The sequence below is a fragment of the Sphingomonas psychrotolerans genome, assembly GCF_002796605.1.
Taxonomy (GTDB): Bacteria; Pseudomonadota; Alphaproteobacteria; order Sphingomonadales; family Sphingomonadaceae; genus Sphingomonas; species Sphingomonas psychrotolerans.
Map to the genome: position 1 here is coordinate 3,399,712 of NZ_CP024923.1, position 25,153 is coordinate 3,424,864.

30 protein-coding genes and 1 tRNA gene are annotated in these 25,153 nt (G+C 66.1%); 16 read left to right on the plus strand and 15 right to left on the minus strand.

The features are described 5' to 3' along the window. Positions 1 to 55: 55 nt before the first annotated feature. Together CVN68_RS15435 and CVN68_RS15440 are read right to left on the minus strand one after the other, a co-directional pair. On the minus strand, positions 56 to 475 hold the full coding sequence (locus tag CVN68_RS15435) for a DUF2147 domain-containing protein (protein ID WP_100282990.1): 420 nt from the start codon (positions 473 to 475) through the stop codon (positions 56 to 58). A gap of 159 nt (positions 476 to 634) precedes the next feature. Continuing rightward, positions 635 to 709: transfer RNA gene (locus tag CVN68_RS15440), tRNA-Gly, on the minus strand. 186 nt (positions 710 to 895) lie between these two features. On the opposite strand from CVN68_RS15440, the gene CVN68_RS15445 reads away from it, so the two are divergent. From CVN68_RS15445 to CVN68_RS15455, 3 genes are read left to right on the plus strand one after another with little or no spacing between them, the layout of a single operon-like run. Beyond that, entirely contained in the window at positions 896 to 1,786 is an 891-nt protein-coding gene (locus tag CVN68_RS15445; RefSeq protein WP_100284445.1) for a tetratricopeptide repeat protein, read from the plus strand. Continuing rightward, the gene (locus CVN68_RS15450) at positions 1,783 to 2,394 is read left to right on the plus strand and encodes an LON peptidase substrate-binding domain-containing protein (protein WP_100282991.1); all 612 of its coding nucleotides are present in this window, start codon (positions 1,783 to 1,785) and stop codon (positions 2,392 to 2,394) included. The genes CVN68_RS15445 and CVN68_RS15450 overlap by 4 nt, the downstream gene beginning before the upstream one ends. Next, positions 2,391 to 2,567 (plus strand): Trm112 family protein, encoded by a 177-nt coding sequence (locus tag CVN68_RS15455; protein ID WP_100282992.1) that lies wholly within the window; start codon positions 2,391 to 2,393, stop codon positions 2,565 to 2,567. The genes CVN68_RS15450 and CVN68_RS15455 overlap by 4 nt, the downstream gene beginning before the upstream one ends. Positions 2,568 to 2,608: 41 nt before the next feature. Here CVN68_RS15455 and CVN68_RS15460 read toward each other — a convergent pair whose 3' ends face one another. Both CVN68_RS15460 and CVN68_RS15465 read right to left on the minus strand, forming a co-directional pair. Then, positions 2,609 to 3,274 carry a hypothetical protein gene (locus CVN68_RS15460; protein WP_100282993.1) on the minus strand — a complete coding sequence of 222 codons (666 nt, stop codon included), beginning with the start codon at positions 3,272 to 3,274 and terminating at the stop codon, positions 2,609 to 2,611. Beyond that, the gene (locus CVN68_RS15465; protein ID WP_100282994.1) at positions 3,274 to 4,491 is read right to left on the minus strand and encodes a UbiH/UbiF/VisC/COQ6 family ubiquinone biosynthesis hydroxylase; all 1,218 of its coding nucleotides are present in this window, start codon (positions 4,489 to 4,491) and stop codon (positions 3,274 to 3,276) included. Before CVN68_RS15465 ends, CVN68_RS15460 begins: the two co-directional genes overlap by 1 nt. A gap of 246 nt (positions 4,492 to 4,737) precedes the next feature. Between CVN68_RS15465 and CVN68_RS15470 the strand changes: the two genes are divergently transcribed. From CVN68_RS15470 to ribA, 4 genes are all read left to right on the plus strand, one after another. Further along, positions 4,738 to 7,053, plus strand: a complete 2,316-nt coding sequence (locus tag CVN68_RS15470) for an FtsK/SpoIIIE family DNA translocase (RefSeq protein WP_100282995.1) — start codon at positions 4,738 to 4,740, stop codon at positions 7,051 to 7,053. A gap of 85 nt (positions 7,054 to 7,138) precedes the next feature. After that, positions 7,139 to 7,750: a LolA family protein gene (locus CVN68_RS15475; RefSeq protein ID WP_456114944.1), complete on the plus strand. Its 612-nt coding sequence runs from the start codon at positions 7,139 to 7,141 to the stop codon at positions 7,748 to 7,750. A 206-nt stretch (positions 7,751 to 7,956) separates the two neighbouring features. Then, a complete protein-coding gene (locus CVN68_RS15480) occupies positions 7,957 to 8,739 on the plus strand; it encodes an exodeoxyribonuclease III (protein WP_100282997.1) in 783 nt (260 codons plus the stop codon). Beyond that, positions 8,736 to 9,794: a GTP cyclohydrolase II gene (gene ribA, locus CVN68_RS15485; protein WP_100282998.1), complete on the plus strand. Its 1,059-nt coding sequence runs from the start codon at positions 8,736 to 8,738 to the stop codon at positions 9,792 to 9,794. The genes CVN68_RS15480 and ribA overlap by 4 nt, the downstream gene beginning before the upstream one ends. A gap of 118 nt (positions 9,795 to 9,912) precedes the next feature. On the opposite strand, the gene CVN68_RS15490 is transcribed toward ribA, so the two are convergent. Both CVN68_RS15490 and CVN68_RS15495 read right to left on the minus strand, forming a co-directional pair. Continuing rightward, positions 9,913 to 10,575, minus strand: a complete 663-nt coding sequence (locus CVN68_RS15490; RefSeq protein ID WP_100282999.1) for an HAD family hydrolase — start codon at positions 10,573 to 10,575, stop codon at positions 9,913 to 9,915. Next, positions 10,572 to 11,237, minus strand: coding sequence for a YggS family pyridoxal phosphate-dependent enzyme (locus CVN68_RS15495; RefSeq protein ID WP_100283000.1), 666 nt, complete (start codon positions 11,235 to 11,237; stop codon positions 10,572 to 10,574). The genes CVN68_RS15490 and CVN68_RS15495 overlap by 4 nt, the downstream gene beginning before the upstream one ends. 22 nt (positions 11,238 to 11,259) lie before the next feature. On the opposite strand from CVN68_RS15495, the gene CVN68_RS15500 reads away from it, so the two are divergent. After that, positions 11,260 to 11,826 (plus strand): thiamine phosphate synthase, encoded by a 567-nt coding sequence (locus tag CVN68_RS15500; RefSeq protein ID WP_100283001.1) that lies wholly within the window; start codon positions 11,260 to 11,262, stop codon positions 11,824 to 11,826. Positions 11,827 to 12,094: 268 nt separating this feature from the next. Here the strand turns inward: CVN68_RS15500 and rpsD are convergent, their stop codons facing one another. After that, positions 12,095 to 12,709, minus strand: coding sequence for a 30S ribosomal protein S4 (gene rpsD, locus CVN68_RS15505; RefSeq protein ID WP_100283002.1), 615 nt, complete (start codon positions 12,707 to 12,709; stop codon positions 12,095 to 12,097). A gap of 184 nt (positions 12,710 to 12,893) precedes the next feature. Here rpsD and CVN68_RS15510 point away from each other — a divergent pair, with 184 nt between their 5' ends. Continuing rightward, positions 12,894 to 13,196, plus strand: coding sequence for a chorismate mutase (locus CVN68_RS15510; RefSeq protein WP_100283003.1), 303 nt, complete (start codon positions 12,894 to 12,896; stop codon positions 13,194 to 13,196). Between the two features lie 10 nt (positions 13,197 to 13,206). Here CVN68_RS15510 and CVN68_RS15515 read toward each other — a convergent pair whose 3' ends face one another. The 5 genes from CVN68_RS15515 to rpiB all read right to left on the minus strand — a co-directional run bounded on the left by CVN68_RS15515 (position 13,207) and on the right by rpiB (position 16,469). Continuing rightward, the gene (locus CVN68_RS15515) at positions 13,207 to 13,464 is read right to left on the minus strand and encodes a hypothetical protein (RefSeq protein WP_100283004.1); all 258 of its coding nucleotides are present in this window, start codon (positions 13,462 to 13,464) and stop codon (positions 13,207 to 13,209) included. A 67-nt stretch (positions 13,465 to 13,531) separates the two neighbouring features. Beyond that, positions 13,532 to 14,185 (minus strand): RNA methyltransferase, encoded by a 654-nt coding sequence (locus tag CVN68_RS15520; protein ID WP_233503724.1) that lies wholly within the window; start codon positions 14,183 to 14,185, stop codon positions 13,532 to 13,534. 62 nt (positions 14,186 to 14,247) lie between these two features. Next, positions 14,248 to 14,709, minus strand: coding sequence for a transcriptional regulator NrdR (nrdR, locus tag CVN68_RS15525; RefSeq protein WP_100283006.1), 462 nt, complete (start codon positions 14,707 to 14,709; stop codon positions 14,248 to 14,250). Continuing rightward, positions 14,710 to 16,020, minus strand: a complete 1,311-nt coding sequence (glyA, locus tag CVN68_RS15530) for a serine hydroxymethyltransferase (RefSeq protein WP_100283007.1) — start codon at positions 16,018 to 16,020, stop codon at positions 14,710 to 14,712. Next, complete coding sequence (rpiB, locus tag CVN68_RS15535) at positions 16,017 to 16,469, minus strand: ribose 5-phosphate isomerase B (protein WP_100283008.1); 453 nt, start codon at positions 16,467 to 16,469, stop codon at positions 16,017 to 16,019. The genes glyA and rpiB overlap by 4 nt, the downstream gene beginning before the upstream one ends. Before the next feature lie 61 nt (positions 16,470 to 16,530). On the opposite strand from rpiB, the gene CVN68_RS15540 reads away from it, so the two are divergent. The 4 genes from CVN68_RS15540 (at position 16,531) to CVN68_RS15555 (ending at position 19,572) form a co-directional block, all read left to right on the plus strand. Next, positions 16,531 to 16,800: a hypothetical protein gene (locus tag CVN68_RS15540; RefSeq protein ID WP_100283009.1), complete on the plus strand. Its 270-nt coding sequence runs from the start codon at positions 16,531 to 16,533 to the stop codon at positions 16,798 to 16,800. 342 nt (positions 16,801 to 17,142) lie between these two features. Continuing rightward, a complete protein-coding gene (locus CVN68_RS15545) occupies positions 17,143 to 18,387 on the plus strand; it encodes a DUF3419 family protein (RefSeq protein WP_100283010.1) in 1,245 nt (414 codons plus the stop codon). A 29-nt stretch (positions 18,388 to 18,416) separates the two neighbouring features. After that, a complete protein-coding gene (locus CVN68_RS15550) occupies positions 18,417 to 19,040 on the plus strand; it encodes a class I SAM-dependent methyltransferase (protein WP_100284446.1) in 624 nt (207 codons plus the stop codon). A gap of 16 nt (positions 19,041 to 19,056) precedes the next feature. Continuing rightward, a complete protein-coding gene (locus CVN68_RS15555; protein ID WP_100284447.1) occupies positions 19,057 to 19,572 on the plus strand; it encodes a GNAT family N-acetyltransferase in 516 nt (171 codons plus the stop codon). 5 nt (positions 19,573 to 19,577) lie between these two features. Here CVN68_RS15555 and hemA read toward each other — a convergent pair whose 3' ends face one another. Together hemA and murI are read right to left on the minus strand one after the other, a co-directional pair. Further along, complete coding sequence (gene hemA / locus CVN68_RS15560; RefSeq protein WP_100283011.1) at positions 19,578 to 20,822, minus strand: 5-aminolevulinate synthase; 1,245 nt, start codon at positions 20,820 to 20,822, stop codon at positions 19,578 to 19,580. A 202-nt stretch (positions 20,823 to 21,024) separates the two neighbouring features. Next, a complete protein-coding gene (gene murI / locus CVN68_RS15565) occupies positions 21,025 to 21,819 on the minus strand; it encodes a glutamate racemase (protein ID WP_100283012.1) in 795 nt (264 codons plus the stop codon). Between the two features lie 123 nt (positions 21,820 to 21,942). On the opposite strand from murI, the gene plsY reads away from it, so the two are divergent. The 3 genes from plsY to yghU all read left to right on the plus strand — a co-directional run bounded on the left by plsY (position 21,943) and on the right by yghU (position 24,568). Then, complete coding sequence (plsY, locus tag CVN68_RS15570; RefSeq protein WP_100283013.1) at positions 21,943 to 22,527, plus strand: glycerol-3-phosphate 1-O-acyltransferase PlsY; 585 nt, start codon at positions 21,943 to 21,945, stop codon at positions 22,525 to 22,527. Further along, positions 22,520 to 23,602 (plus strand): DNA-processing protein DprA, encoded by a 1,083-nt coding sequence (gene dprA, locus CVN68_RS15575; RefSeq protein WP_100283014.1) that lies wholly within the window; start codon positions 22,520 to 22,522, stop codon positions 23,600 to 23,602. The genes plsY and dprA overlap by 8 nt, the downstream gene beginning before the upstream one ends. Positions 23,603 to 23,680: 78 nt before the next feature. Beyond that, positions 23,681 to 24,568, plus strand: coding sequence for a glutathione-dependent disulfide-bond oxidoreductase (gene yghU / locus CVN68_RS15580; RefSeq protein WP_100283015.1), 888 nt, complete (start codon positions 23,681 to 23,683; stop codon positions 24,566 to 24,568). Between the two features lie 9 nt (positions 24,569 to 24,577). Here the strand turns inward: yghU and CVN68_RS15585 are convergent, their stop codons facing one another. Next, positions 24,578 to 25,075: a hypothetical protein gene (locus CVN68_RS15585; RefSeq protein WP_100283016.1), complete on the minus strand. Its 498-nt coding sequence runs from the start codon at positions 25,073 to 25,075 to the stop codon at positions 24,578 to 24,580. Positions 25,076 to 25,153 lie beyond the last annotated feature (78 nt).

The following is a 25,153-nucleotide window of genomic DNA, read 5'->3' on the forward strand; positions in this document are numbered from 1 at the left end:
CGGCGGGTCTAGCCGAGAAAGCGCGTCCGGTCAGTCCCGGAAGCTGCGCTCGAACTCAGGGAAGCCGCTTCCACGTCTGCGACTTGCAGATCACCCCGAAAAGCACGCAGCCCTTGCCGACCATCGTGTTCGCATCGGCGAAGCTGATCGTGCCCGAGAAGGTCTTGCGGATATCGGGCACGAACACCTTGCCGCGCCATTTGCCGCTGCCGGCGGGCTCGAGATCGCGGAACAGCCGCGTGCCGACCAGATTCTCGGTGCCGCCGCGGCGCGCATCGGCCTGTGCCTTGGCGCTCGCCCAGGTCACCGTGCCGCACAGCCGGCCGTCGCATTTGTCGATGCGGACATGGACGCTGTTGCCCGGATTGCGCCATTCGGTGGCAATCGGCGGCGCGGCGGGCTCGTCGGCGAAAGCGGGAGCGACAGGCAGCGCGACGAGCGCGACCGCGAGCAATTTGGGAATCACGGACTTCATCACAGACCCTCTCTCGAACACCGACCATGGCTCTCCGGTGAACGACACCGAATCTGGAAAGCATGGATGTGCCCCACAAGGCGCGGATATGGAAACGGAACGTTGGGAGCCGCGATCTCGCCGATCGTGGTCTAGCGCCGCTAGACCACTGCGAGAAGCTGGAGCGGGCGAAGGGATTCGAACCCTCGACCCCGACCTTGGCAAGGTCGTGCTCTACCCCTGAGCTACGCCCGCTCTGGCGTCTGGCCCCGTGCGACTTGGCGCTTGGGGCGGGTGAGGCGCGGCCACTAGCAGCGGGTTTCGGGCAGTGCAAGCCCCTATGCGCGATTCGGGAAAAGGCTTGGCGCGCGCGGCGCAAACCCCCACATAGCGGCGCAACCCGACATCAACGCCCAGGAGCATCCTTTGGCCACGCTTGGACTGTCCCCGCAAGAGAAGGAAGCCGTCGAGGCCTTCCGCCGCGACGTCGTCGAGCCGTCGATGACGGGCCTTGTCGTCATCGATTTCTGGGCCGAATGGTGCGGCCCGTGCAAGGCACTGACTCCGGTGCTCGAAAAGGTCACCGCCGACTACGCCGCCAAGGGCGTTACCTTGGCCAAGGTCGATGTCGACGCCAACCAGTTCATCGCCGCGCAATTCCAGGTGCGCTCGATCCCGACGGTCTATGCGATGTTCCAGGGCCAGCTCGTCGCCGACCTGACCACCGCGCGCACCGAGACCCAGCTGCGCACGATGCTCGACCAGATATTGCGCCAGTTGCCGGTGCAGAGCGAGGAAGCCCAGGCCGAGGCCGAGCTCGAGCCGCTGATCGCGATGGGCGAGCAGGTACTCCACGACGGCGACCACGAGCGCGCGCTCTCGATCTTCGAGCAGATCGCCGAGATCGCCCCCGAGCATCCGCAAATCGCCGCCGGCCGCGCACGCGCACTGGTGGCATTGGGCCGCGCTGACGAAGCCGAGGCTGTGCTGGCGGCGCTTCCCGAGGTCACGGCCAAGGGGCCGGAGATCGAGCAGGCGCGCGCCGCGGTGGCGCTCGCCCGGGAAGTGGTTCCGGTCGAGGACCTGTCGGGGCTCGCGGCGAGGGCCGCGACCGGCGACATGGATGCGCGCTACGAGCTCGCCGGCGGCCAGATGGCGGCGGGCGACCGCGAGGCGGCAACGGCGACCTTGTTGGCGATGATCGCCGAGGACCGCGAATGGAACGAAGGCGCCGCCCGCGCCCGGCTGCTCAAGCTGTTCGAAGCCGTGGGTCTCGAAGATCCCTGGGTTTCGGCACAGCGCCGGAAGCTCTCGGCGATTCTGTTCGGATGACCGCGACGCGGCTCTCGGTGTTTCCGCTGGCGGGGGCGTTGCTCTTCCCGCGGATGCATCTGCCGCTCCACATCTTCGAGCCGCGCTACCGGGCGCTGATTTCCGACGCGCTCGCGCGCGACCGGCGGATCGGCGTGATTCAGCCGCGCGATGCGAACGAGCCGCCGACATTGTTCGATGTGGGTTGCGTCGGCCGGATCGCCGAAGTCGAAGCGCTGCCCGACGGGCGCTATGATATCGTGCTCGAGGGGCTGACGCGGTTCACCGTGCTGCGCGAACTCGACGTCACGACGCCGTTCCGGCAGATCGAAGCCGAGCTGGAAGCGGCCGGCGAAGCGGAAGCACTCGCGATTGCCGAGCGCGCTTCGCTCGAGATCGAGTCGCGGCGATTTGCCGACGGGCTCGGCTATGCCGTCGATTGGGAAGCGGTGACCCGGCTCGACGACGAATCGCTGGTCAACGGCATCGCCCAGATCGCGCCGTTCGACGTCGCCTCGAAACAGGCTTTGCTCGAAGCCAACGGGCTTTCCGCGCGTGCCGATCTGATTGTCCAGCTGATGCAGTTCTTCGGCCGCCACGGCGAAGAAGGCGGAGTGACGCTGCAATGAGCACGGCGATCGACCCCTGGCTTCTCGAACGGCTGGTGTGCCCGATCACGCGCACCCCGCTGCGCTACGACGAAGCGGCGGCAGAGCTCGTGTCCGAGGAAGCGGGCCTCGCATATCCGGTGCGCGAGGGGATGCCGGTGCTGATCGTCGAGGCGGCGAGACAGATTCGTTAGGGAGTGATCCCTTCTTTTCCCCTGCGAATGCAGGGGAAACTCTAGCGGCGGCCGCTCAGCCGATAGGTGCCGGTGAACGACACGTTCGCACCGCCACAGACGCCATTGTCGCGCGCGAGCAGATAGGGGCCGAGCAGTCGCAACTGCACCCGGCAACGATAGGTTTCCTCCGGCGCGTCGTCGAATCCGCGCGCCATCGTTCCGCTTTCGGCGCCCTCGTCGACCGAAAAGGCGATGCGGTCGCCACTGCCTTGCGCATCGACTGCGAACTCGCCGACATGGACCCCGCCGATCGCGACCCGCTGGGGATCATGCGCGCCCCAGGTCGCCGAGCCCTCGATGTGCAGTGTGCCGCGGATCCGGCCCGGCGCGACCTCGATCTCGGACTCCCACGCTTTCCACACGCCCTGCCAGTTCTTGCCTGCAGCAATCCGGACGAGGCCGGCGCTGTCGAGCCATCCCCCGCGAGTCCGCCCCGTCGGCGTGACGAAGGTAACGGAGGTAAACCCGCCGCTGGTGCCACTGGCCACCAGCATGTCGCCGGCGACGACATAGGCCCGGCTCGGCCGCGGCTTCGCGCCTTCGACGTCGTCGAAGAAATAGAGTTTCGCGCCCGGCTTCACTTGCACCAGCCATGCATCCGCCAGCGGATCGGCGGGCTGGATCGCAGCCGGCACCGTCAGCAACGTCGCCGCGAGCATCGGCATCATATCGTCAACCCCTGCAACAGCCTCGGGACGTCGCCCGATTCGCCGCGCGCCTCGGCCATGAACCAGTTCTTGAGCGGCGGCAGCTTGTCGACCGCGGCGAGGCCGAAGCGACGAACGCGGGCGGCGGTCTTGCCGGGGATGCCGAACAAGCGGGTCAGCCCATCGGTGGCTGCGGCGACCATGAAGGTATCGAGCCCGCGCCAGCGCTGATAGCGTGCGAGCAATTGCGGATCGCCGAGGTCCATGCCCAGCCTTTTGCCCTCGACGAGCACCTCGACCAGGGTGGCGACGTCGCGGAAGCCGACATTGACGCCCTGGCCCGCAATCGGATGGATGCCATGCGCGGCATCGCCGACCAAAGCGAGCCGGTTCGACGTGATCCACGCGGCATGGTGGAAGCCGAGCGGGTGGCTGAAGCGCGACGACAGCGGCCCGAGCTTGCCGAGGAAGCCGCCCATGCGCTTTTCGGCTTCGGCGAGATAGGCGCGGTCGGAAATCTTGTTCATCCCCGCCGCGTCGCGCGCATTGACGGTCCAGACCACCGCCGAGCGATGGCCATGTTCGTCATCGAGCAAAGGCAGGATCGCGAACGGGCCTTCGGAATAGAATATCTCGTAGGCGATGTTCTCGTGGCTGCGCGCGTGCCCGAGCGTCGCGACCATCGCGGCATGGTCATAGCTCCAGCGCGCGGTCTTGAGGCCGGCGGCGTCGCGAGTCGGCGAATTGCGGCCCTCGGCGGCGACCAGCAGCGGCGCACGCACGACGGCGCCCGAATCGAGCGTGGCAGTAACCCCGAACGCGCCGCGTTCGACCGAGACCGCACGCGTCTTCATCCGCAGATCGACACCCGGCGCGGCCCGTGCCGCTTCGAACAAGGCGGTTCGCAGGATACGGTTTTCGAACATGTGCCCGAGCGCATCTTCCTCAGCGTCGGGCGCGAAATCGAGCTTGCCGGGCGCGAGCCCGTCGCTGACCCGGATGCCCTGGATCGGGCACCCCCTGCCGGCGAGCCGCGGCGCGACGCCGATCGCTTCGAACATCCGCATCGGCGCGCTGGCGATCGCCGAGGCGCGCCCGTCATGGCCGGCGGCGAGGATCGTCTCGGGCTCGGCAGGATCGACGACGATCGAAGTGAGGCCATGTGCGTCGAGCGCCGTTGCCAGCGCACTGCCAACCAGTCCGCCGCCGAGGATGAGTACGTCCGCGCTATCCATGTGCCTGCCCTAACGCCGCGTCCCTCGCACCACAAACGCTTTCCTACAGCAGATTGTTCTGCTATTGTTCCGTGAACCCGGGTGACTCTCGTCCTTCCGCCGTTCGCTTTTGGGGAAAGAAAGTTGCGCAATTGAATGCGTTTCCGTGAAGCGAGTCAATTTAAGCCCTGGTGCACCCGGCTTGACGGCGGACTCGTCAACGGCGATGATTCCTTTCGCACCCCCTGACATTTTGGAGACTGGGCCATGGCGTCCCGGGCACAACCGTCGCTGTTGCGCGACACGATGAAGGCCGGCGTGCGCCGCAGCAGCGCACTGATCGGTGGAACCCTGTTGTTCCTCGCGACCATTGGTGTCGTGCTGGCGCTACTCACCTATAATTCGCAGGATCCGTCGCTCAACACGGCTTCGGGCGGGCCTGCGCGCAACCTGCTCGGGCTGCCGGGTGCGTGGATCGCCGATCTGCTGCTGGCGACGCTCGGCCTGCCCGCGGCATTGCTGGCGCCAGCGGGGCTGATCCTCACCAACCGGCTGTGGCTCGATCGGCCGCTCGGCGACTGGAAGCGAATGCTTCGCGGCGTGATGATCGGCGTGGTGCTGATGGCGACTGCGCTTGCCTTTTTCTCGAGCGATTCGGTGCTGTGGCTGGTCGGCGGCTGGGGCGGCGTGGTCGGGCTTTCGATCGCCGGGCTGTTCAGCTGGATGATCGGATTCATCGGCGATCCGGTATTGATCTTCTGGATGGCGCGCGGGCTGGGCCTGATCTTCGCGCTCGCTGGCCTCTGGATCTGGTGGCGCAGCCTCGATTTCACGCTGCCCGAGCGAGTCGGAATCGGGATGCCGCGGCTGTTCGGCCCGGGCAAGACGCCGCTGCTGCGCGCTCCCGACCCGCAGGAGCTGCGCGATACCCGCGAACCACCCGAGCCGCGCGAGCCCCGCAAACTGGTGGTGCCCGACAATCGCCCCGGCCCGGTCATCGCCGAGCCGAGCATCGGGCCCTCGCCTGCCCGGCCCAAGCCGCCGGTGCAGAGCAGCCTCGACTTCAAGGACACCTACAAGCTGCCGCCGCTGGATTTGCTCAAGGCCGCGCCGCCCAACCAGAATCCCCAGATCGACAAGCTCGCGCTCGAACGCAACGCGCGGCTGCTCGAAAGCGTGCTCGACGACTTCAATGTGAAGGGTCAGATCGTCGAGGTCCGCCCCGGCCCGGTGGTCACGATGTACGAGTTCGAGCCGAACGCGGGGATCAAGGCGAGCCGGGTTATCCAGCTGGCCGACGACATCGCCCGCAACATGAGCGCGATTTCGGCGCGCGTCGCGACGATTCCGGGACGCACCGTGATCGGCATCGAACTGCCGAACGTGAAGCGCGAATCGGTCAATCTGCACGAATTGATCGGCAGCGAAGCCTTCGAAGCGCAGGGCGCGACGCTGCCGCTGGTGCTGGGCAAGAACATCGGCGGCGATCCGGTGATCGGCGATCTCGCGCCGATGCCGCATCTGCTCGTCGCCGGCACCACCGGTTCGGGCAAGTCGGTGGGCCTGAACGCGATGATCCTGTCGTTGCTCTACCGGCTGACTCCGGACCAGTGCCGGATGATCATGATCGATCCCAAGATGCTCGAGCTGAGCATCTACAAGGACATCCCGCATCTGCTCGCCGACGTGGTGACCGATCCGCCCAAGGCAGTGCGCGCGCTCAAATGGGCGGTCGAGCAGATGGAGGACCGCTATCGGATGATGGCGAGCGTCAACGTCCGCAGCCTCGCCAGCTTCAACGACAAGGTCCGCCAGGCCAGGGCCAAGGGCCAGAAGCTCGGGCGCAAGGTCCAGGTCGGCTACGACCCGGAGAGCGGCCGGCCGATCTACGAGGAAGAGACGCTCGAGCTGGCGGCGCTACCGCAGATCGTCATCATCGTCGACGAGCTCGCCGATCTGATGATGACCGCGGGCAAGGAAGTCGAGTTCCTGATCCAGCGGCTCGCGCAAAAGGCGCGCGCGGCGGGGATCCACTTGATCATGGCGACCCAGCGCCCCTCGGTCGACGTCATCACCGGTGTGATCAAAGCGAATCTGCCGACGCGGATCAGCTTCCACGTCACTTCGAAGATCGATTCGCGCACGATCCTCGGCGAACAGGGTGCCGAACAGCTGCTCGGCAAGGGTGACATGCTCTACATGCCCGGCGGCAAGCAGATCGTCCGTGTCCACGGCCCGTTCGTCAGCGATGACGAGGTTCAGGCAGTCGCCGATTTCTGGCGTGCGCAAGGCGCCCCCGATTACATCACTGCAGTGACCGAGGAGCCCGAGGATGGCGGTTTCGCGCTCGAAGGCAGCCCCGACGGCGACGACAGCCCCGAGGACCAGCTCTATCGCCGCGCCACCCAATTGGTCGCGGAAAGCCAGAAGGCGTCGACGTCATGGCTTCAGCGCCAGCTGCGCGTCGGCTACAACAGCGCGGCACGGCTGGTCGAGCGGATGGAGAAAGACGGGCTGGTCTCACGCCCCGACCATGTCGGCCGCCGCGAGGTCCTGATGGACACCGACGGGCGGCCGCTGTGAGGATCGTTTCGGGAGCAGGGGGGGTTCAGGGGGCATTCAAAACCCGCCAGCTAGCGGTCCAGCATAGCATTCGGAGAAGATAGACGTGTTTGCACGGCCCCTCGCTTTCACTCTCCTCGCAGCGCCGGCGCTGATCGCGGCGGCCCCTGCCGGAGAACTCGCCCAGGTGCAGCAGCATCTGACGGGCGTTACCAGCATGACCGCCAATTTCAGCCAGACCGACCGCAACGGCCGCGTTCTGACCGGCACGATGACGCTCAAGCGCCCCGGCAAGATCCGGTTCCAATATCAGAAGGGCGTTCCCCAGCTGATCGTCGCCGACGGCAGCAGCCTCTATTTCATCGATTATCAAGTGCGTCAGGTCGATCGCTGGCCAATCGGCAATTCACCGCTCGCGGTTTTACTGAATCCGAAGCGCGACATCACCAAATTCGCCAAGCTCAATCCGACCGGGGACCCGCGTGTCGTATCGATCGAAGTTCACGACCCCGCACATCCCGAATATGGCCGGATCACGATGATCTTCCAGAAGAACGCGGCGGGCCCCGCGGGGCTGATGTTGCAGGGTTGGGTCGCACTCGATTCGCAGAACAACCGCACGACGATCCGGCTGTCGGGCCAGCAGATCAACGGCAATGTTTCCGACGGAGTGTTCCGCTGGAACGACCCGCGGAGCAAAGGTCCGCGGAATCGCTGAGTTTTCTGAATATTGTTCATGCTGGCGACAGGTTGCCGGCCCTAGAAATGATCTTGCGGATGTGGGGCGGTACTCGGGATTTTCCCCCTGTTGCTCGAGGTCGAACCACTTCCCGCCTGCGTGACGAACGCTAGGTCGGCCCTCGCTCCAATGCCCCCGGAGCGAGGGCCTTTCCGTATCCGGCAGACCTGCTTACATCGCCCCCGATGAAGATCGCTTCCTGGAACATCAATTCTGTCCGCTTCCGTATCGGCATCGTCGAGCAGTTCCTTCGCGAGGAGACGCCCGACATACTCTGCCTGCAGGAAACCAAGGTAGTCGACGGCGACTTTCCCGAGGCACCCTTCCATGCGCTCGGCTATGACCACGTCATCAAGCACGGCCAGCGCATGCACCACGGCGTGGCGATCATCAGCCGGGTGCCGGTGGTGGAAGACGACCGGTTCGACTGGCAGGCGAACCAGGAAGCGCGGCATGTCGGCGTCCGCTTGCCCAACGGCGTCCGGCTCGAGAACGTCTATGTTCCCGCCGGCGGCGACGTCCCCAATCGCGACGTGAACCCCAAATTCGGCCAGAAGCTCGATTTTGTCGAACGGATGACTCGCTGGGCCGAGACGCTCGACGTGCCGACCATCCTCACCGGCGATTTCAACATCGCCCCGCTCGAATGCGACGTCTGGAGCCACAAGCAGCTACTGGGCGTGGTCAGCCACACCCCGATCGAAGTCGAGGCGCTGGGGCGGCTGCAGGCGGCGCACGACTGGGTGGATCTGGGCCGGCATTTCATCCCTGCCCCCGAACGCTGCTTCACCTGGTGGAGCTACCGCTCGAAGGACTGGACCGCGAATGATCGCGGTCGCCGGCTCGATCATATGTGGGCCAGCCGCGAAGTGGCGGACAAGGCCGTCAGCCACAAGGTGTGCGAGCCGTGCCGCTCGTGGCTCAAGCCATCCGACCATGTGCCGCTCGTCACCGAGTTCGACTTTTGAGCGACCCGCGCGCTGTTGCCCGCGCCATCGACGCGCTGCGCCGCGGCTGGCCGGTGGCGATTCGCGGGCAAGACGGCACGCTCCGGCTGCTCGCGGTCGAAACCGCCGATGCCGAGCGGCTCAGGGCGTTCGATCCGCAGGGCGCGGCACCGGTTTTGCTGTCGGCGGGCCGAGCGGCGACGCTCAAGCTCGCCAATCAGCGTGCAGCGGCCGCGCCCGAGGGACCGGTGCTCGTCGAACGCGTGCCCTGGCTCGATTTCGACACCGCGACGGCGCTCGCCGATCCGCAGCTCGATCTGGCAACGCCGCTCAAGGGCCCATTCCGGGCAATTGCCGTCGAGGCCCCCGATGCCGCGGCGGCCGCCTTGCGGCTGGCGCGGGTGGCGGGGTTGCTGCCGGCGTTCTTCGCAATGACCGACAGTACCGAAGGAGCGATCACCCCTGCCGACATCGACACCCACGAGGATGCCGATCGACTGCGCATCGTCGGGCGCGCGCGACTGCCCGTCGCCGGCGCCGAGGACAGCGAGATCGTCGCCTTCCGCACCGACGAGATGCCGGGCGAGCATGTCGCGCTGCTGGTCGGCCAGCCCGACGGCAATCCGCCGCTGGTACGGCTTCACAGCGAATGCCTGACCGGCGACGTACTCGGCAGCCTCAAATGCGATTGCGGGCCGCAGCTCAAGGCGGCGATCGCGGCGATCGAGACGAGCGGCTGGGGCATATTGCTCTATCTGCGGCAGGAAGGGCGCGGGATCGGACTGATCAACAAGCTGCGCGCCTATGCGCTGCAGGACCAGGGCTTCGACACGGTGGACGCCAATACCCGGCTGGGCTTCGCCATCGATGCGCGCAATTTCGCGGTTGCGGGGCGAATGCTGGGGCTGCTCGGCCAAAAGACGATCCGGCTGCTGACCAACAATCCGGACAAGGTGGCGGCACTGGAAGCCGCAGGGATCATGGTAATAGAGCGGGTGCCGCACAAGCTGCCGCCCAACCCGCATAATGCGCACTACCTCGCGACCAAGCGCGACCGCACCGGGCACCAGCTCTAGCGCGCATCGACATTCGGGCTACCGGGAAGTCCCGTCCCGCTTTCTGTCACCCTGGAACTGGTCCGGGTCCACCGTGGGAGTGCGGCAAGCTGTCCCGCTGCCTGAACGTCGACCCACCCTAGCCGATCAGCCGGGCGACCTCGTCGAAATCATGCGCGATGGCCGCGACGCCGAGCGCCCGCAGCCGGTCCGCATGATCAGGTGCACAATGCGATCCCGCGCAAAGCCCGATGACATAGGCTCCGGATGCCACCGCACCCGTGACCCCCACCGGCGAATCCTCGAGGATCACGCAGCGCTGGATTTCGACTCCGAGCGCGCCCGCGGCATGCAGATAGATATCGGGCTCGGGCTTGCCGCGCGCGACATGCTCGCGCCCGCTGAAGATCTTGTCGCCGAAGGCGTCCCGCACCCCGAGATGATCGAGATGACGGGTGATCCACTCGGTGCTGCTCGACGAGGCGATCGCGCGCGGCAGCGCCGAAGGCAGGTTCTCGATGAAACGGATCGCCCCGGCCACGGCGGGAAGCCCCTCCTCCAGCGCGCGTCGATCCTCGACCGCGCGCACGGTGTGGAAGTCCTCGGGAATCGCGCGGCCGATCCACGCTTCGATCGCCCCCAGAAAGTCGGGACCGGCCAGACCCATGAAATTGGCCATCGAATCCGCGGGCGTAGTCGGATGGCCGATGCTGGTCAGATAGTCGGCGATCTGGCGGTTGCCGGCATATTCGCTCTCGAGCAGCACGCCGTCGAAATCGAAGATCATCGCATCGAACTTCACGCACGCTCTCCGAACAAGGCGGTACCGACGCGGACATGGGTGGCGCCGATAGCGACTGCGGTCTCGTAATCCCCCGACATCCCCATGCTGAGGCCGGCAAGGCCGGAATCGCGGGCAAGCTTGGCGAGCAGCGCAAAATAGGGCGCGGGCTCGACCTCGAGCGGGGGAACGCACATCAGTCCGCCGACCGGCAGTTCCGCGGCACGGGCTTCGGCAAGCAACGCGGCGAGATCGGCGACCGCACAGCCGCCCTTTTGCGGCTCGTCGCTGATATTTACCTGGACGAAGCAGACCGGGCGTTTGCCGGTCTTGTCCATCGCCTTGCCCAATGCGTGGACGAGCGAGGGCCGATCGACTGAATGGATGGCGTCGAACAGGCCGATCGCTTCCTCGGCCTTGTTCGACTGGAGCTGGCCGACGAGATGGAGGGCGACGGCGGTCGCCTCGCGCAACCCGGGCCATTTGGCCGCGGCTTCCTGGACGCGATTCTCTCCGAACACGCACTGGCCCGCATCGATCAACGGCTGGATCGCTGCGGCGTCATGGGTCTTGGTGATGGCGATCAGTTCGACCGATTCGGGCAGGCGGCCGGCGAGATGCGCGGCGCGGGCGATCTTCTCGCGAACTTCGGCGAGCCGGGTTGAGGCGTCGTCTATGGGCATGCGGCGCGCTATAGGCGGGCCGATGCGCCCCCGCCACCCTCTGCCGCAGCTCTGGCTGATGACCGACGAGCGGATGGGCGATTTGTTATGGGATGCGCTCGCCCGACTGCCGCGCGGGAGCGGCGTGGTGTTCCGGCATTATGGTTTGCCATCGGGGGAGCGAGGGGCGCTGTTTGCGCGCGTGACGCAGGTCGCACGGCGCCGGGGGTTGCTGGTGATTCGCGCCGGGGCCGAGCGGCTCGGGCGCGGCGCGGCGGGAGTTCATGGCCGTCGCGGCGAAGGATTGCGCACATGGCCGGCACATTCGCGGCGCGAGGCAATTGCAGGAATACGTGCAGGCGCGAATCTGCTGTTCGTGTCGCCGGTGTTCGCGACGCGCTCGCATCATGGGGCGCGGGCGCTGGGGCGGGCGAGGCTCGGGCTGATGATTCGCGGCCTTCAGGTCCCGGTTATTGCGTTGGGCGGGATGGATCCACGGCGGGCGGCGGGGCTGAAGCCGCTCGATATCTACGGCTGGGCGGCGATCGATGCGTGGACAGCTGGACCCCATTCCCGTGCCCTGCGAAAGCTGGAGTCCAGAGAGCCATAAGCGACACCACGCGTAATCCAGTTCTCCTCCTTCCGCAGGAGCACCGGACGATTTCGGTTGGCTTGGGACCGATGTGATGGTCGGCAAGCTCTGCGAAGCCGGCGGCGCGGCGAGCTGGTTCGGCCATCAGCTCGACGATAGCGTAGCGCGCACGACGATGCTGAAGCGCACCGAGTAGTTTCTGCGGGCCTCGCTGAAGATGGCCCGATACGAAAAAGGGCGGCCGCTTCAGCGACCGCCCTTGTCTCTGTTGGGTCGAGGCCCGCGATCAGCGCGAGTAAAACTCGACGACCAGGTTCGGCTCCATGCGCACCGGATACGGCACTTCGTCGAGCGTCGGGATGCGCGTGAAGGTGATCTTCGAAGCACCCTCCGGAACGACGTAGTCAGGGATGTCGCGCTCGGACAGGCTCTGCGCCTCCATCACCAGCGCCATTTCCTGCGCCTTGGACGAGAGCGACACGATCTGGCCGGGCTTGATGCGGCGCGAGCCGATGTTGCACTTGTCGCCATCGACGCGGACATGGCCGTGGTTGACGAGCTGGCGCGCGGCGAAGATCGTCGGTGCGAACTTGGCGCGATAGACGATCATGTCGAGGCGCATCTCGAGCAGACCGATCAGGTTCTGACCGGTGTCGCCCTTCATGCGCGACGCTTCCTCGTACGACTTCTTGAACTGCTTCTCGGTGATGTCACCGTAATAGCCCTTGAGCTTCTGCTTGGCGCGGAGCTGGATGCCGAAATCCGACATCTTGCCCTTACGACGCTGGCCGTGCTGGCCGGGGCCGTATTCACGCTTGTTGACCGGGCTCTTCGGGCGACCCCAGATGTTCTCGCCCATCCGGCGGTCGAGCTTGTGCTTGGCGCTATGGCGCTTCGACATGTTGGTTCCTTTTGCAATCGCTGAACAACGTTGGTCCCGGTATCCGCCTGCTGGTTCCTTTGTGGGGAGGGCAGGGCCACCGCTTCACCGGGGTGCGGGGCCATTGCGAAGGCGCGCGGTTAGCGCTCGGCCGCCGATGAGTCAAGCTGGACAGGCGCGTGGGCACCCGCCTAGGGGGCTGGCCATGCAAGACACGATCGATCCCGGAGACTGCACGACGATGGCGGAGGTCCGCGCGGGTGTCGACGCCGTCGACCGCGCGCTGATCGCGCTGCTCGCGCGCCGCTTCGGCTATATGGACGCCGCCGCGCGCATCAAGCCCGAACGCGGGCAAGTACGCGACGAGGCGCGCAAGGCGCAGGTGATCGCCAATGCGCGTATGCACGCCCGCGCCGCGGGAATTCCCGAGGCGTCGGTCGGCGAACTCTGGGAGCAGCTGGTCGAGGCGTCGATCGCGTATGAACTGGGGGCGTTCGACCGGCGTTGATGCCGGGCGGTCAGAACGGGCCGGCCGGCGGCGTATAGGTGTCGGTCCGGCGCATCTGATCGACGTCGCGCCGCGACTTCTCCTCGTCGATCTTGGCTTCCCATTTGGTCATACAATAGCGCGTCCTGCGTAACCGCGAGCCCGTCGTCGAGGTGGTCTTGCAGACGGGCTTCTCGGGTTTGCCGGTCTCGGTCGGGGGCGCTTCCTGTGCGAGCACCGCCGACGGCGCAGCCAGGGCGATCATCGTGATCAGGACTATGAAACGCATCGAAATCTCCCGGTTTGTATCCGCGATTAAACCTCATCCCGCGACCCGAGACAATATCGTTGCGCTGCTAGACCTTGCGATGCGCTTTTTTGCCGCCGAGCGCCGAAAACACGCCGCGCAGCGTGCGAACTTCCTGCGACGTCCAGCCCGGCTTGGTGAGCAAGCTACGCAGCGTCCGGCGATTCACCGGCACGCGGTGGGGCGGAAAATAATAGCCCAATTGCTCGAGCATTGCGTCGAGCTGGCCGATCATCCCTTCCAGTTCCTCCTGCGGCGCCGGGGGATCGAGATCGGTGGCGGGCGGGCTGGCCAGCTCCGCACCCTTCGACCATTCATAGGCAACGAGGATCACCGCCTGCGCAAGATTGAGCGAGCCGAATTCGGGGTTGATCGGGACTGTGATGATCGTGCGGGCGAGAGCGACGTCGTCGGTTTCGAGCCCCGACCGCTCGGGACCGAACAGGATCGCCGACCGCTCGGGCACTCCGCGGATTTCTCCCGCGGCGGTCTCGGGGGTAACTACCGGCTTGGTCACCCCGCGCTTGCGCACCGTGGTGGCATAGACGTGTCCACAATCGGCAACTGCCTCCGCGACGCTGTCGAAAACCTGCGCGTTTTCCAACACCACATCTGCGCCGCTCGCCGCCGGCCCCGCCGACGGATTGGGCCAGCCGTCGCGAGGGGCGACGAGGCGCATTTCGGTCAGCCCGAAATTGAGCATTGCGCGTGCGGCCTTACCGATATTCTCGCCCAATTGCGGGCGCACGAGAACGATGACCGGGTTCAAGTCTTGCCCGCCTCGGTAACGTTGCCGGCGAATTCCTCGAAATCCTTCGCCTCGCGGAAGTCCTTATAGACGCTGGCGAAGCGGATATAGGCGACCGAATCGAGGCCCTTGAGGCCTTCCATCACCATCTCGCCAATCCGCTGCGACGGGATTTCGCTGTCGCCCTGGGTTTCGAGCTGGCGCTGGATGCCCGACACAAGCCGTTCGATCTGCGCCGAAGTGACGGGGCGCTTGCGCGCCGCGAGTGTTACCGAACGGATGAGCTTGTCGCGCTCGAACGGCTCGCGCCGGTCTTGATTCTTGACCACGGTAAGGTCGCGCAACTGGATGCGTTCGAAGGTCGTGAAGCGCGCCGCGCACGCCTCGCATTGCCGCCGTCGGCGGATCGCCGCCCCATCTTCGGTGGGGCGGCTGTCCTTTACCTGGCTGTCTTCATTTCCGCAGAATGGGCAGCGCAATTACAGCTCCGGATAGATGGGGAAGCGTTCGCACAGCGCACGGACACGCTCGCGGACATTGGACTCGACTTGCGCGTCGCCCTGCTCGCCATTCTTGCGAAGCCCGTCGAGCACGTCGGCGACCATGTTGCCGATCTCGCGGAACTCGCCGGTGCCGAAACCGCGCGTGGTGCCCGCCGGCGAACCGACACGAATGCCGCTGGTCTTGACCGGCGGCAGCGGATCGTTGGGGATGCCGTTCTTGTTGCAGGTGATGGCGGCTCGCTCGAGCGCTTCGTCGGCGTCGCGGCCGGTGACGCCGAGCGGAGTCAGGTCGACCAGCGCGAGATGCGTGTCGGTGCCGCCCGAGACCAGATCGGCGCCGCGCTCCTTGAGCGTCGCCGCGAGCACCTTGGCATTCTCGACCACGGCGGTGATATAGCTTTTATAGTCGGGACGCAGCGCCTCGCCGAACGCGACCGCCTTGGCGGCGATCACGTGCATCAATGGCCCGCCCTGCAGACCCGGGAAGACTGCGCTGTTGATCTTCTTGGCGATCGCCTCGTCATCGGTCAGCACCATGCCACCGCGCGGGCCGCGCAAAGTTTTGTGAGTGGTGGTGGTGACGACATGGGCATGGCCGAACGGCGTCGGATGCGCACCGCCCGCGACGAGACCGGCGAAATGCGCCATGTCGACCATGAAGATCGCGCCGACTTCGTCGGCAATCGCGCGGAAGCGGGCGAAATCGATGATTCGCGGATAGGCGGAGCCGCCGGCAATGATCAGCTTGGGGCGGTGCTCTTTGGCAAGCTGCTCGACCTGGTCGAAGTCGATCAGGTGCGTTTCCGGATCGACGCCGTACGGAATCGCATTGAACCATTTGCCCGACATCGCGGCCTTGGCGCCGTGAGTCAGGTGGCCGCCGGCATCGAGGCTCAGCCCCATGATCGTATCGCCGGGCTTCGTGAGCGCGAGCATAACCGCGCCATTGGCCTGCGCCCCAGAATGCGGCTGGACGTTGACGAAGCCGCAGCCGAACAGCTGCTTTGCACGCTCGATCGCCAGCGTCTCGACTTCGTCGGAAGGGTGGCAGCCCTGATAATAGCGCTTGCCGGGATAGCCCTCCGCATATTTGTTGGTGAAGACGCTGCCCTGCGCCTCAAGGACGGCTTTCGAGACGATGTTCTCGCTGGCGATCAGTTCGATCTGGTGCTGCTCGCGATCCAATTCGTGGCGCACCCCGGCAAAAACCTGCGGATCGACTTCCGAAAGGCCCTTGGTGAAGAAGCCGTCGGGCTGCAGCCCGGCCATCTGGGGGTTGGTGCTCATGCGGGGCTCCTTTCGGGATGGCTGAGTTTGTCCACGCGCCGCTGATGGCGGTCGCCGAGGAAGTCGGTGTCGAGGAATGCAGTGACGCAGGCCTTGGCCATCTCGGTGCCGATCAGCCGCGCGCCTAGCGCCACGACATTGGCGTCGTTGTGCTGGCGGGCGAGGCTTGCCGATAGGGGTTCCGAGACAAGCGCGCAGCGTGCGGCCGGATTGCGGTTGACGGCGATCGAGATGCCGATGCCCGATCCGCAGAGCGCGACGCCGACCTCCGCCTCGCCCTGTTCGATAGCGCGGGCGAGGGCATAGCCATAGTCGGGATAGTCGACGCTTTCGGTGCTGGCGGGGCCGAGATCGATGACTGCATGACCCTCCCCGCGCAACCATTCGGCGAGTTCCGATTTCATGACGAAGGCGGCATGATCTGAGGCTATGGCGATACGGCGCGGCATGCCGCGCTCCCTACGCCCTCGGGCCTGTGCTGGCTAGACGGGACAATCTCTGGAGACCGAAATGCGCAAATCTATTATCACCATAGCGCCCGCGCTCGCGCTTGGCCTCGCTTTGGGCGCCTGCTCGGAGAGCGCGCAGAACAATCTGGCAAGCGCCGTCGAAGATACCGGCGCGAGCCTCGAGAATGCCGCCGCCAAGACCGGCGACATGATCGAGAACGGCGCCGACCGCGCCGGCAAGGCAATCGAAAACACCGCTGACGATGTCGGCGACACCGTGGCCCAGGGCACTCGCGACGCGGGCAACGCGATCGACAACACGACTCACTAGCCTGTTGACGGGCGCGGCGGCTGGCGCAGCCAGTGTCGCTGCCGCGCCTCGGGCGCGCAGATAGTGGCAATAGGCACACTCGTGCCATTGCCAAGGAGGAGCCGCCAGCGCTGCCCTTCGGGCAACGCCCCTGCGACGGCGGCCGAAATGATCCTGACCTGGATTGCCGCGAATGCGTCCGGCATCACGCCTGCCCGCTGGAGACGCCCGTCTGCGGCGGGCCAAAAGTATTGAACTCCCGAGAGGGCTCCACCCGGGTGACAAGATTCTGTCACAACGCCCGGCTAGTGCGGAATGGCTTCGCCCGGCGCGTAATGCGGGCGCCCTTTCAGGAGTCCGGCCATGCCTACTTTTGCCAAGACGCCGAAGAATGGCGCCGTGCGGGGTGCCGTGCACCGGCACGAGCATCTCAGCAAGGAAGGCCTGCTCGAACGCGCCTTCACCTTTGCGTTCCGCGGCCTCGTCTATGCCCAGATCTGGGAAGATCCCGAAATCGATATGGAAGCGCTGGCGATCACTCCCGAAAGCCATGTCGTCACGATCGCCTCGGGCGGGTGCAACGTCTTCTCCTATCTCGCGGCCAATCCCAAAAAGATCACTGCGGTCGACCTCAATCCCGCCCACATTGCACTCAACAACCTCAAGCGGACGGCCGCGCAGCGCCTGCCCGATTATGCGAGCTTCCGCGGCTTCTTCGCCGATGCCGATCGGGCTGAGAATGTCGACCTGTACAGGCGCCACTTGCGCGACCATCTCGACGAGACGACGCGCGCTTATTGGGACGCCCGCGACTGGAGCGGGCGCCGCCGCATCTCCGGCTTTGCGACCGGCTTCTATCGTCGCGGGCTGCTCGGCCGTCTGATCGGCTTCGCGCACTTCCTCGGACGGGTCTACCGCATCGATCCCGGCGAAATCCTCGAGGCACGGACGCGCGAGGAGCAGCGCGCGATCTTCGAAACGCGTTATGCGCCCTTCTTCGAAAAGAAGTTCCTGCGCTGGCTGGTCGATCAGCCGGCGGCGCTGTTCGGCTTCGGCATCCCGCCGGCGCAATATGACTTGCTCAAAGCGGACGACGCGCAGGGCATCACCGGCGCGCTGAAGAGCCGGTTACGCAAGCTCGCCTGCGACTTCGATCTCAAGGACAATTTCTACGCGTGGCAGGCGTTCGGCCGCGGCTATGGCAAGCACGCCGACGCGCCGCTGCCGCCCTATCTGCAGGCCGCGCGGTACGGCGAGGTTCACGCGCGTGCCGACCGCGTCGAGATCCGGCACCAGAACATGGCGGATTATCTTGAGAGCATGCCGGCCCAGTCGCTCGACCGCTATGTGCTGCTCGACGCGCAGGACTGGATGACCGACGCCCAGCTCACCCGGATCTGGAGCGAGATCACGCGCACTGCCAGGCCGGATGCGCGGGTGCTCTATCGCACCGCCGCGGCGCCCGACGTTGTGGCGGGGCATGTGCCACCGACGATCCTCAACCAATGGCAATATGCGGATCCGGCGCAGCGCGCCGACTGGACCCGGCGTGATCGCTCGTCGGTCTATGGTGCCACGCATCTCTGGACGCTGAAGCCGCACCTGTGAGCGCTTCGCGGGCCGATCAGAAGGCGCTGATGGACGACGTCTATGGACTTCATCGCCATTTCTACGACTTCACGCGCAAATTCTATCTGTTCGGCCGCGATCGGCTGATCCGCAGCCTCGCGCCGCCGCCGGGCGGGGCGGTGCTTGAAGTGGGCTGCGGCACCGCGCGCAATCTGACGGTTGCCGCCAAGGCATGGCCTGACGCGCGTTTCTATGGCTTCGACATCAGCGAGGCGATGCTCGATACGGCGCGCAAGTCGGTCGCGAAGCATGGCCTCGCGGACAATATCCGCCTCGCGCAAGGCGATGCGGCCTGTTTCGACACGGGCACGCTGTTCGGCCTCGACACGGTCGATCGGGTGTTCATGAGCTATACGCTATCGATGATCCCGCCATGGCAGGAGGCGATCGAACGCGGCGCGGCGTGCCTTGCGCCCGGCGGCAGCCTGCACATCGTCGATTTCGGCCAGTATGAGCGGCTGCCGGGCTGGGCGAAGCGGTTCCACTTCAAGTCGCTCAACGATTTTCACGTCTTCCCGCGGCGCGAATTGCCGGCAGTGCTCAAGCGCGTGGCCGAAGATCAGGATCTGGCGCTCGAATTCACGCCGCTCTATCGCGGCTACGCTTGGAGTGCGGTGCTCCGCAGGCGCTAGCGGGGTGGTGGAACGGATGCAGTGGCGCATCAGGGAGGCGAAAGCCGGCGATTCCGAGTGCCTGGCATTGATCGGCGCCGCGACGTTCCTCGAAACCTTTGCAGGCGTGCTCGACGGTTCGGCGATCGTGGCGCATTGCTCGAAGGAGCACAGCGCGGCTGCTTATCACCGCTATCTGGCAGCAGGCGCCGAGGCATGGCTCGCCGAGGCGGACGAAGGCGGCGCGCCGATCGGCTTTGCCTTGCTTGCGACGGCGGACCTGCCCGGCGGCGATCCAGCGGTGGATCTCGAGCTCAAGCGGATTTACAGCCTGTCGCGCTTCCACGGCACGGGCCTTGGTTCCGCATTGATGGAAGTCGTGATCGCCGCCGCCGCGGGCCGCGCGGAGCGGCTCTTGCTCGGCGTCTATGCCGGCAACAGTCGCGCGCTCGCTTTCTATCATAAGCACGGGTTCGAGCAGATCGGCGAGCGGCGCTTCAGGGTCGGCGCGCGCGATTATGACGATCGCGTGCTGGCGAGGAGTATGGCCTGACCCGATCAGGCCGCCAGCCGAAGCTCGAGCCGACCCCAGATTTCGACGAGAGCGTCGACGAGTTCGCGCATCATCGCTTCGTCATGGGCTGGGCCGGGAGTGAAGCGCAGCCGCTCGGTGCCGCGCGGGACGGTGGGGTAGTTGATCGGCTGGACGTAGACGCCGTATTCGGCGAGCAGCACGTCGCTGATCTTCTTGGCCTTGACCGGATCGCCGACCATCAGCGGCACGATGTGGGTGGTCGAAGGCAGCACCGGCAGCCCCGCCTCGGCCATCAGCGCCTTGAGCGTCGCCGCCGCAGCCTGCTGGCCGTCGCGCTCGGCGGTGGACGCCTTGAGATGTTTGACGCTGGCGAGTGCGCCCGCGACGAGCACCGGCGACAGCGAAGTGGTGAAGATGAAGCCCGGGGCATAGCTGCGGATCACGTCGATGATCACTTGATCGGCGGCGATATAGCCCCCCATCACCCCGAACGCCTTGCCCAGTGTGCCTTCGATGATCGTGATGCGATCGGCCACTGCGTCCCGCTCGGAGATGCCGCCGCCGCGTGCGCCGTACATGCCCACGGCATGGACTTCGTCGAGATAGGTCAGTGCGTTATATTTGTCGGCAAGGTCGCAGATTGCGGCGATCGGTGCGATGTCGGCGTCCATCGAATAGACGCTCTCGAACGCGATCAGCTTGGGCGCGCCCGGATCGTCGGCGGCGAGCAGTTCCTCGAGATGGGCGAGATCATTGTGGCGGAACACGCGCTTCTCGCAGCCCGAATTGCGGATGCCGGCGATCATCGAGGCGTGGTTGAGTTCGTCCGAATAGACGATGCAGCCCGGCATCAATCTGGCGAGCGTCGACAGCGTCGCCTCGTTCGAGACATAGCCCGAAGTGAACAGCAGTGCGCCTTGCTTGCCGTGCAGTTCGGCGAGCTCATGCTCGAGCTCGATATGGTAATGGGTGTTGCCGCCGATGTTGCGTGTGCCCCCCGAGCCGGCGCCGACATCGTGGAGCGCTTCCTCCATCGCCGCGATCACATCCGGGTGCTGGCCCATTGCGAGATAGTCGTTCGAACACCACACCACGATCGGCTTGGGACCGTTATGCCCCGCGAAGCAGCGCGCATTGGGGTAGGCGCCCTTGTTGCGCAAAACGTCGATGAACACCCGGTAGCGGCCCTCGGCGTGCAATCGGTCGATCGCCTGATTGAAGACCCGCGAATAGTCGATTGCGGGCGCGGGGCTGTCCTTCGTGTGCATGGGCCCGCTCCCTACCCCCAAAATTCGTCGAATTCCAGCCATTCGGTCCAAGCGAAGGCGACATCGTCTATGCGTAACCGATATGCCGCATTCGAGGCTGGAGCGATAGAAAAGCTTCGAAACCATGCGGTAAAGGTGGGACGCTGATCATGATGCTCAAGCGAACGGATCGCTATTCGAACCTATTGCAGAATTCGGTAGCCTAGAGCGTCTCGATTTCACTCAGTCCGAAACGCGCCAGCGCGGGCACAAGGGTTTCGGTATGTGCGTTCCTCGCCGTGAAGACTGCGCGTCCGGGCATCGCCGACGGCCATTCCTGACCCGAAGTCAGATACGCCACCCGCCTTGCGATCCCCGGACCCCCGTCGATGAAAGCGATCTTGCCGCCGGTGGCGGCGTCGAGTTCGTCCCCAAGCAACGGGAAATGGGTGCAGGCATTGACGATCACGTCGATCGCCTCGGCGCGCTCCTGCGACAGAAGCCCGGCCAAGGCGTCGCGAACCGACTCGATCGAAGGCCGCTCTCTGCCGAGCGCGGTTTCGGCGAGTTCGACCAGTTCGGCCGATCCGTGCCGGAGCACCGTGCAATCCGCAGCGAAACGCGCGGCGAGGTCGTCGACATAAGGCTGGCGAACCGTCGCCGCAGTGCCGAGCACTCCTATCACTCGCGTCCGGCTCAGTTCGGCCGCCGGCTTGATCGCGGGAACCGTGCCGACGATCGGCACGTCGAGTGCGGCGCGGACGTGCTGGAGGGCGATCGTCGAGGCGGTGTTGCAGGCGATGACGATCAACCGCGGGTCGTAGCGCTCGGCGAGGCGGCCGAGCAATGCAGGCACGCGCGTCGCGATCTCGGCCTCGCTGCGCGTGCCATAAGGGAATCCGGCCGAATCGGCGACGTAGATCAACGGCGCGTGCGGTAGCAGCCGGGCCGTCGGCGCGAGAACGGAGAGGCCGCCAACGCCGGAATCGAAGAACAGGATCGGGCGGCGATCAGCCATGGCGGGCGCATGGCCTGCTGCCGATGCGCCGTCAACCGCGGCGGACGAGCGGTTGCACCCTGCCCGACATGGATTATGCTGGTGGCGACAGGGGGTTCTGAATTGCCAACCGAAATCGTCTGGATGCCGCCGGCCGCCGCTATTCTGCTCGGCTATCTGCTGGGCTCGATCCCGTTCGGCGTGCTGCTTACGCGCCTCGGCGGTGCTGGTGATCTGCGTCAGATCGGCTCGGGCAATATCGGCGCCACCAACGTGCTGCGCACCGGCCGCAAGGGGCTGGCCGCCGCGACTTTGCTCCTCGATCTCGCCAAGGGCGCCGCGGCGGTGCTGCTTGCTGAGTGGCTGCTGCCGGGAACCGCGGTGCTCGCGGGCATGGGCGCGTTCCTCGGGCATTGCTATCCTGTGTGGCTGCGGTTCAAAGGCGGCAAGGGCGTGGCGACCTTGATGGGCATCGTCGTCGCGCTGCATTGGCCCTCGGGTCTCGTCTATGCCGCAGTCTGGCTCGGCCTGCTCGCGGCGCTGCGCATTTCCTCGCTTGCCGGGATCACCGCAGCGATCAGCGCGCCGGTGAGCGCCGCCTTCTGGGGCCGTATCGACCTCGTCCTGCTGCTGCTCGCGCTCGCGCTGATCGTGCTGTGGAAGCACCGCGAAAATATCGATCGGCTGCTGAGCGGCACCGAGCCGCGCATCGGCAGCAAGCGTGGCTGATTCGCGCGAGCCGCGGCTTCGGTTGCTGCGGTCGGCGAATATCGGTCCGATCACCTGGCGCCAGCTGATCGCGCGCTTCGGCACTGCGGAGGCGGCGCTCGACGCGCTGCCGATGCTTGCGGCGCGGGGCGGCGGGCGCGCGCCGAGGATCGCAGATGCGGGCTCGATCCGGCGCGAGATCGCGGCGGTCGAGAAATTGGGCGCGCGGTATTTGTTTCTCGGCGATCCGGACTATCCAGCGCTGCTCGCCGAGATCGAGAGCGCTCCCCCGGCGCTGATCTTGCGCGGACGGCTCGAACTAGCGGCGCGCACCTGCGTCGCGATGGTCGGAGCGCGCAACGCTTCTGCCGCCGCCTGCCGCTTCGCACGGCAGCTGGCGCTCGGACTGGCCGACGAGGGTGCCACCGTGGTGTCCGGGCTTGCGCGCGGAATCGATACCGCAGCGCATATCGGCGCGCTCGCCGGCGGCACGATCGGCGTCATCGCCAGCGGCATCGACATCGCCTTTCCCCCCGAGAATGCCGCGCTGCAGGAACGCGTCGCCCGCGAAGGCCTGCTCGTCGCCGAGCAGCCGCCGGGCACCGAGCCGCTTGCCCGCTTCTTCCCGTCGCGCAACCGGATCATTGCCGGGCTGGCCACGGGCACCGTGGTCGTGGAGGCGGCGCCGCGATCGGGTTCGCTGATCACGGCGCGCATCGCGGCGGAAGCGGGGCGCGAAGTGATGGCAGTGCCGGGTTCGCCGCTCGATCCGCGCGCGCAAGGCTGCAATCTGCTGATCCGCGAAGGCGCGACGCTCGTCCAGTCGGTCGACGACATCCTCGAGATGATCCGGCCGATCGATGCCCGGGCAGTGCGCTCTCCGGTGGATCCGTTCGACCCTCCGCCGCCGCTCGATGCCGGCGACGCCGACCGCCGCACGATCGTCGGCCTGCTCGGCCCGGTGCCGGTCGCGGTCGACGAACTGATCCGCCAGTCGGGCCTCGCGCCAGCGGTGGTACAGACAGTGCTGCTCGAGCTCGAGCTGGCCGGGCGCCTCGATCGCCATGCCGGCGGTCGCGCAAGTTTGATCGGATAAAGCAAAACCATCTCCCCGCCGTCTGGCAAGTCCCGGGGCGCCGCCTACATCGCGATGAGCAGCCCGAGGAGACTATGCATGGCCGACGCCCCCGATCCCGCCGACAACCAGCCCGCGGGCTATGTGCCGCCCAGGGTCTGGACGTGGGAGCAGCCAAGCGGCGGCCAGTTCGCCAATATCAACCGGCCGGTCTCGGGCGCGACGCACGACAAGGCGCTGCAGCGCGGCAAGCATCCGATCCAGCTTTATTCGCTCGGTACGCCCAACGGGCAGAAGGTGACGATCCTGCTCGAGGAACTGCTCGCCGCGGAGCATCAGGGTGCCGAATATGACGCGTGGAAGATCGACATCGGCAATGGCGACCAGTTCGGCAGCGGATTCGTCTCGATCAATCCCAATTCCAAGATTCCCGCACTGGTCGATCACTCTGTCGATCCCGCGATCCGCGTGTTCGAGAGCGGGGCGATCCTCGTCTATCTCGCCGAGAAATTCGGGGCTTTCCTCCCCGCCGACCCGGCGAAGCGCGTCGCGACGCTGAGCTGGCTGATGTGGCAGATGGGATCGGCGCCATTCCTCGGTGGCGGCTTCGGCCATTTCTATGTCTATGCGCCGTTCAAAATCGAGTATGCGATCAATCGCTATGCGATGGAAGTGAAGCGCCAGTTCCACGTGCTCGACACGCACCTTGCCGAGAATCGCTATCTGGCGGGGGACGAATACACCATCGCCGACATGGCGGTCTGGCCTTGGTATGGCAGCGTGGCGCGCGGCGACGCCTATACTGGCGCGGCCGAGTTCCTGAACACTGCCGAATACCAGCATTTCAATCGCTGGGCCGAAGAAGTCGCCGGGCGCGAGCCGGTGCAGCGCGGGCGCCTCGTCAATCGCGGCTCGGGGCCGGAGGACCAGCGCCTCGCCGAGCGCCACGATGCCGCCGACATCGACGCAGTCCGCGCTCGAATGTAGCCCGGCGGTCTAGCGGCAGGCGGCCTCCTTCGAATCCGCGCGACACAGCGTCGCGCGATCGAGCTGGGCGCGGGCCCAGGCTGCCTGCTGGGCGCCCGGCGTGGAGCGGAAGGCGACTTGCAGAATGTACAGCCGCGCCCCGCCGGCGACGGTGCGCTGGAACATCGTCTCTGGCTTGCCGGTCTGCGGGTTGCGCGGACAATCGATCCGGATGTCGACACCGCGAGGCCCGGCGACCGGATCGCTGGCCTTCGCGCCCACGCAGGCCTGTCGCCAGCTGGCGGCCATGCGAACGGCGAACTGCAGCGGGTCGATCGGGCCCCGGCTGATCCGGGTGATCATCCGCGTCCAGTTCTGGACCGTTTCCCCCTTGGGCACCTGCTCTTCGATACTGGCCTGCGGCGTCTCCTGATGATGCCCGACAACGAAGCCGTGGGCCGCGGGCCAGACCAGCCTTTCGCCTTGCTGCGCACCGATCAGGGTCGCGAGCGTCAACCATGCCAGCATCGAACATCCCCTTTTTCCTTGGCCCCGGGGCGCATCCCGTTGCACGGGGCCGCTTGACGGCTCCCGCCGCCGGTCCCC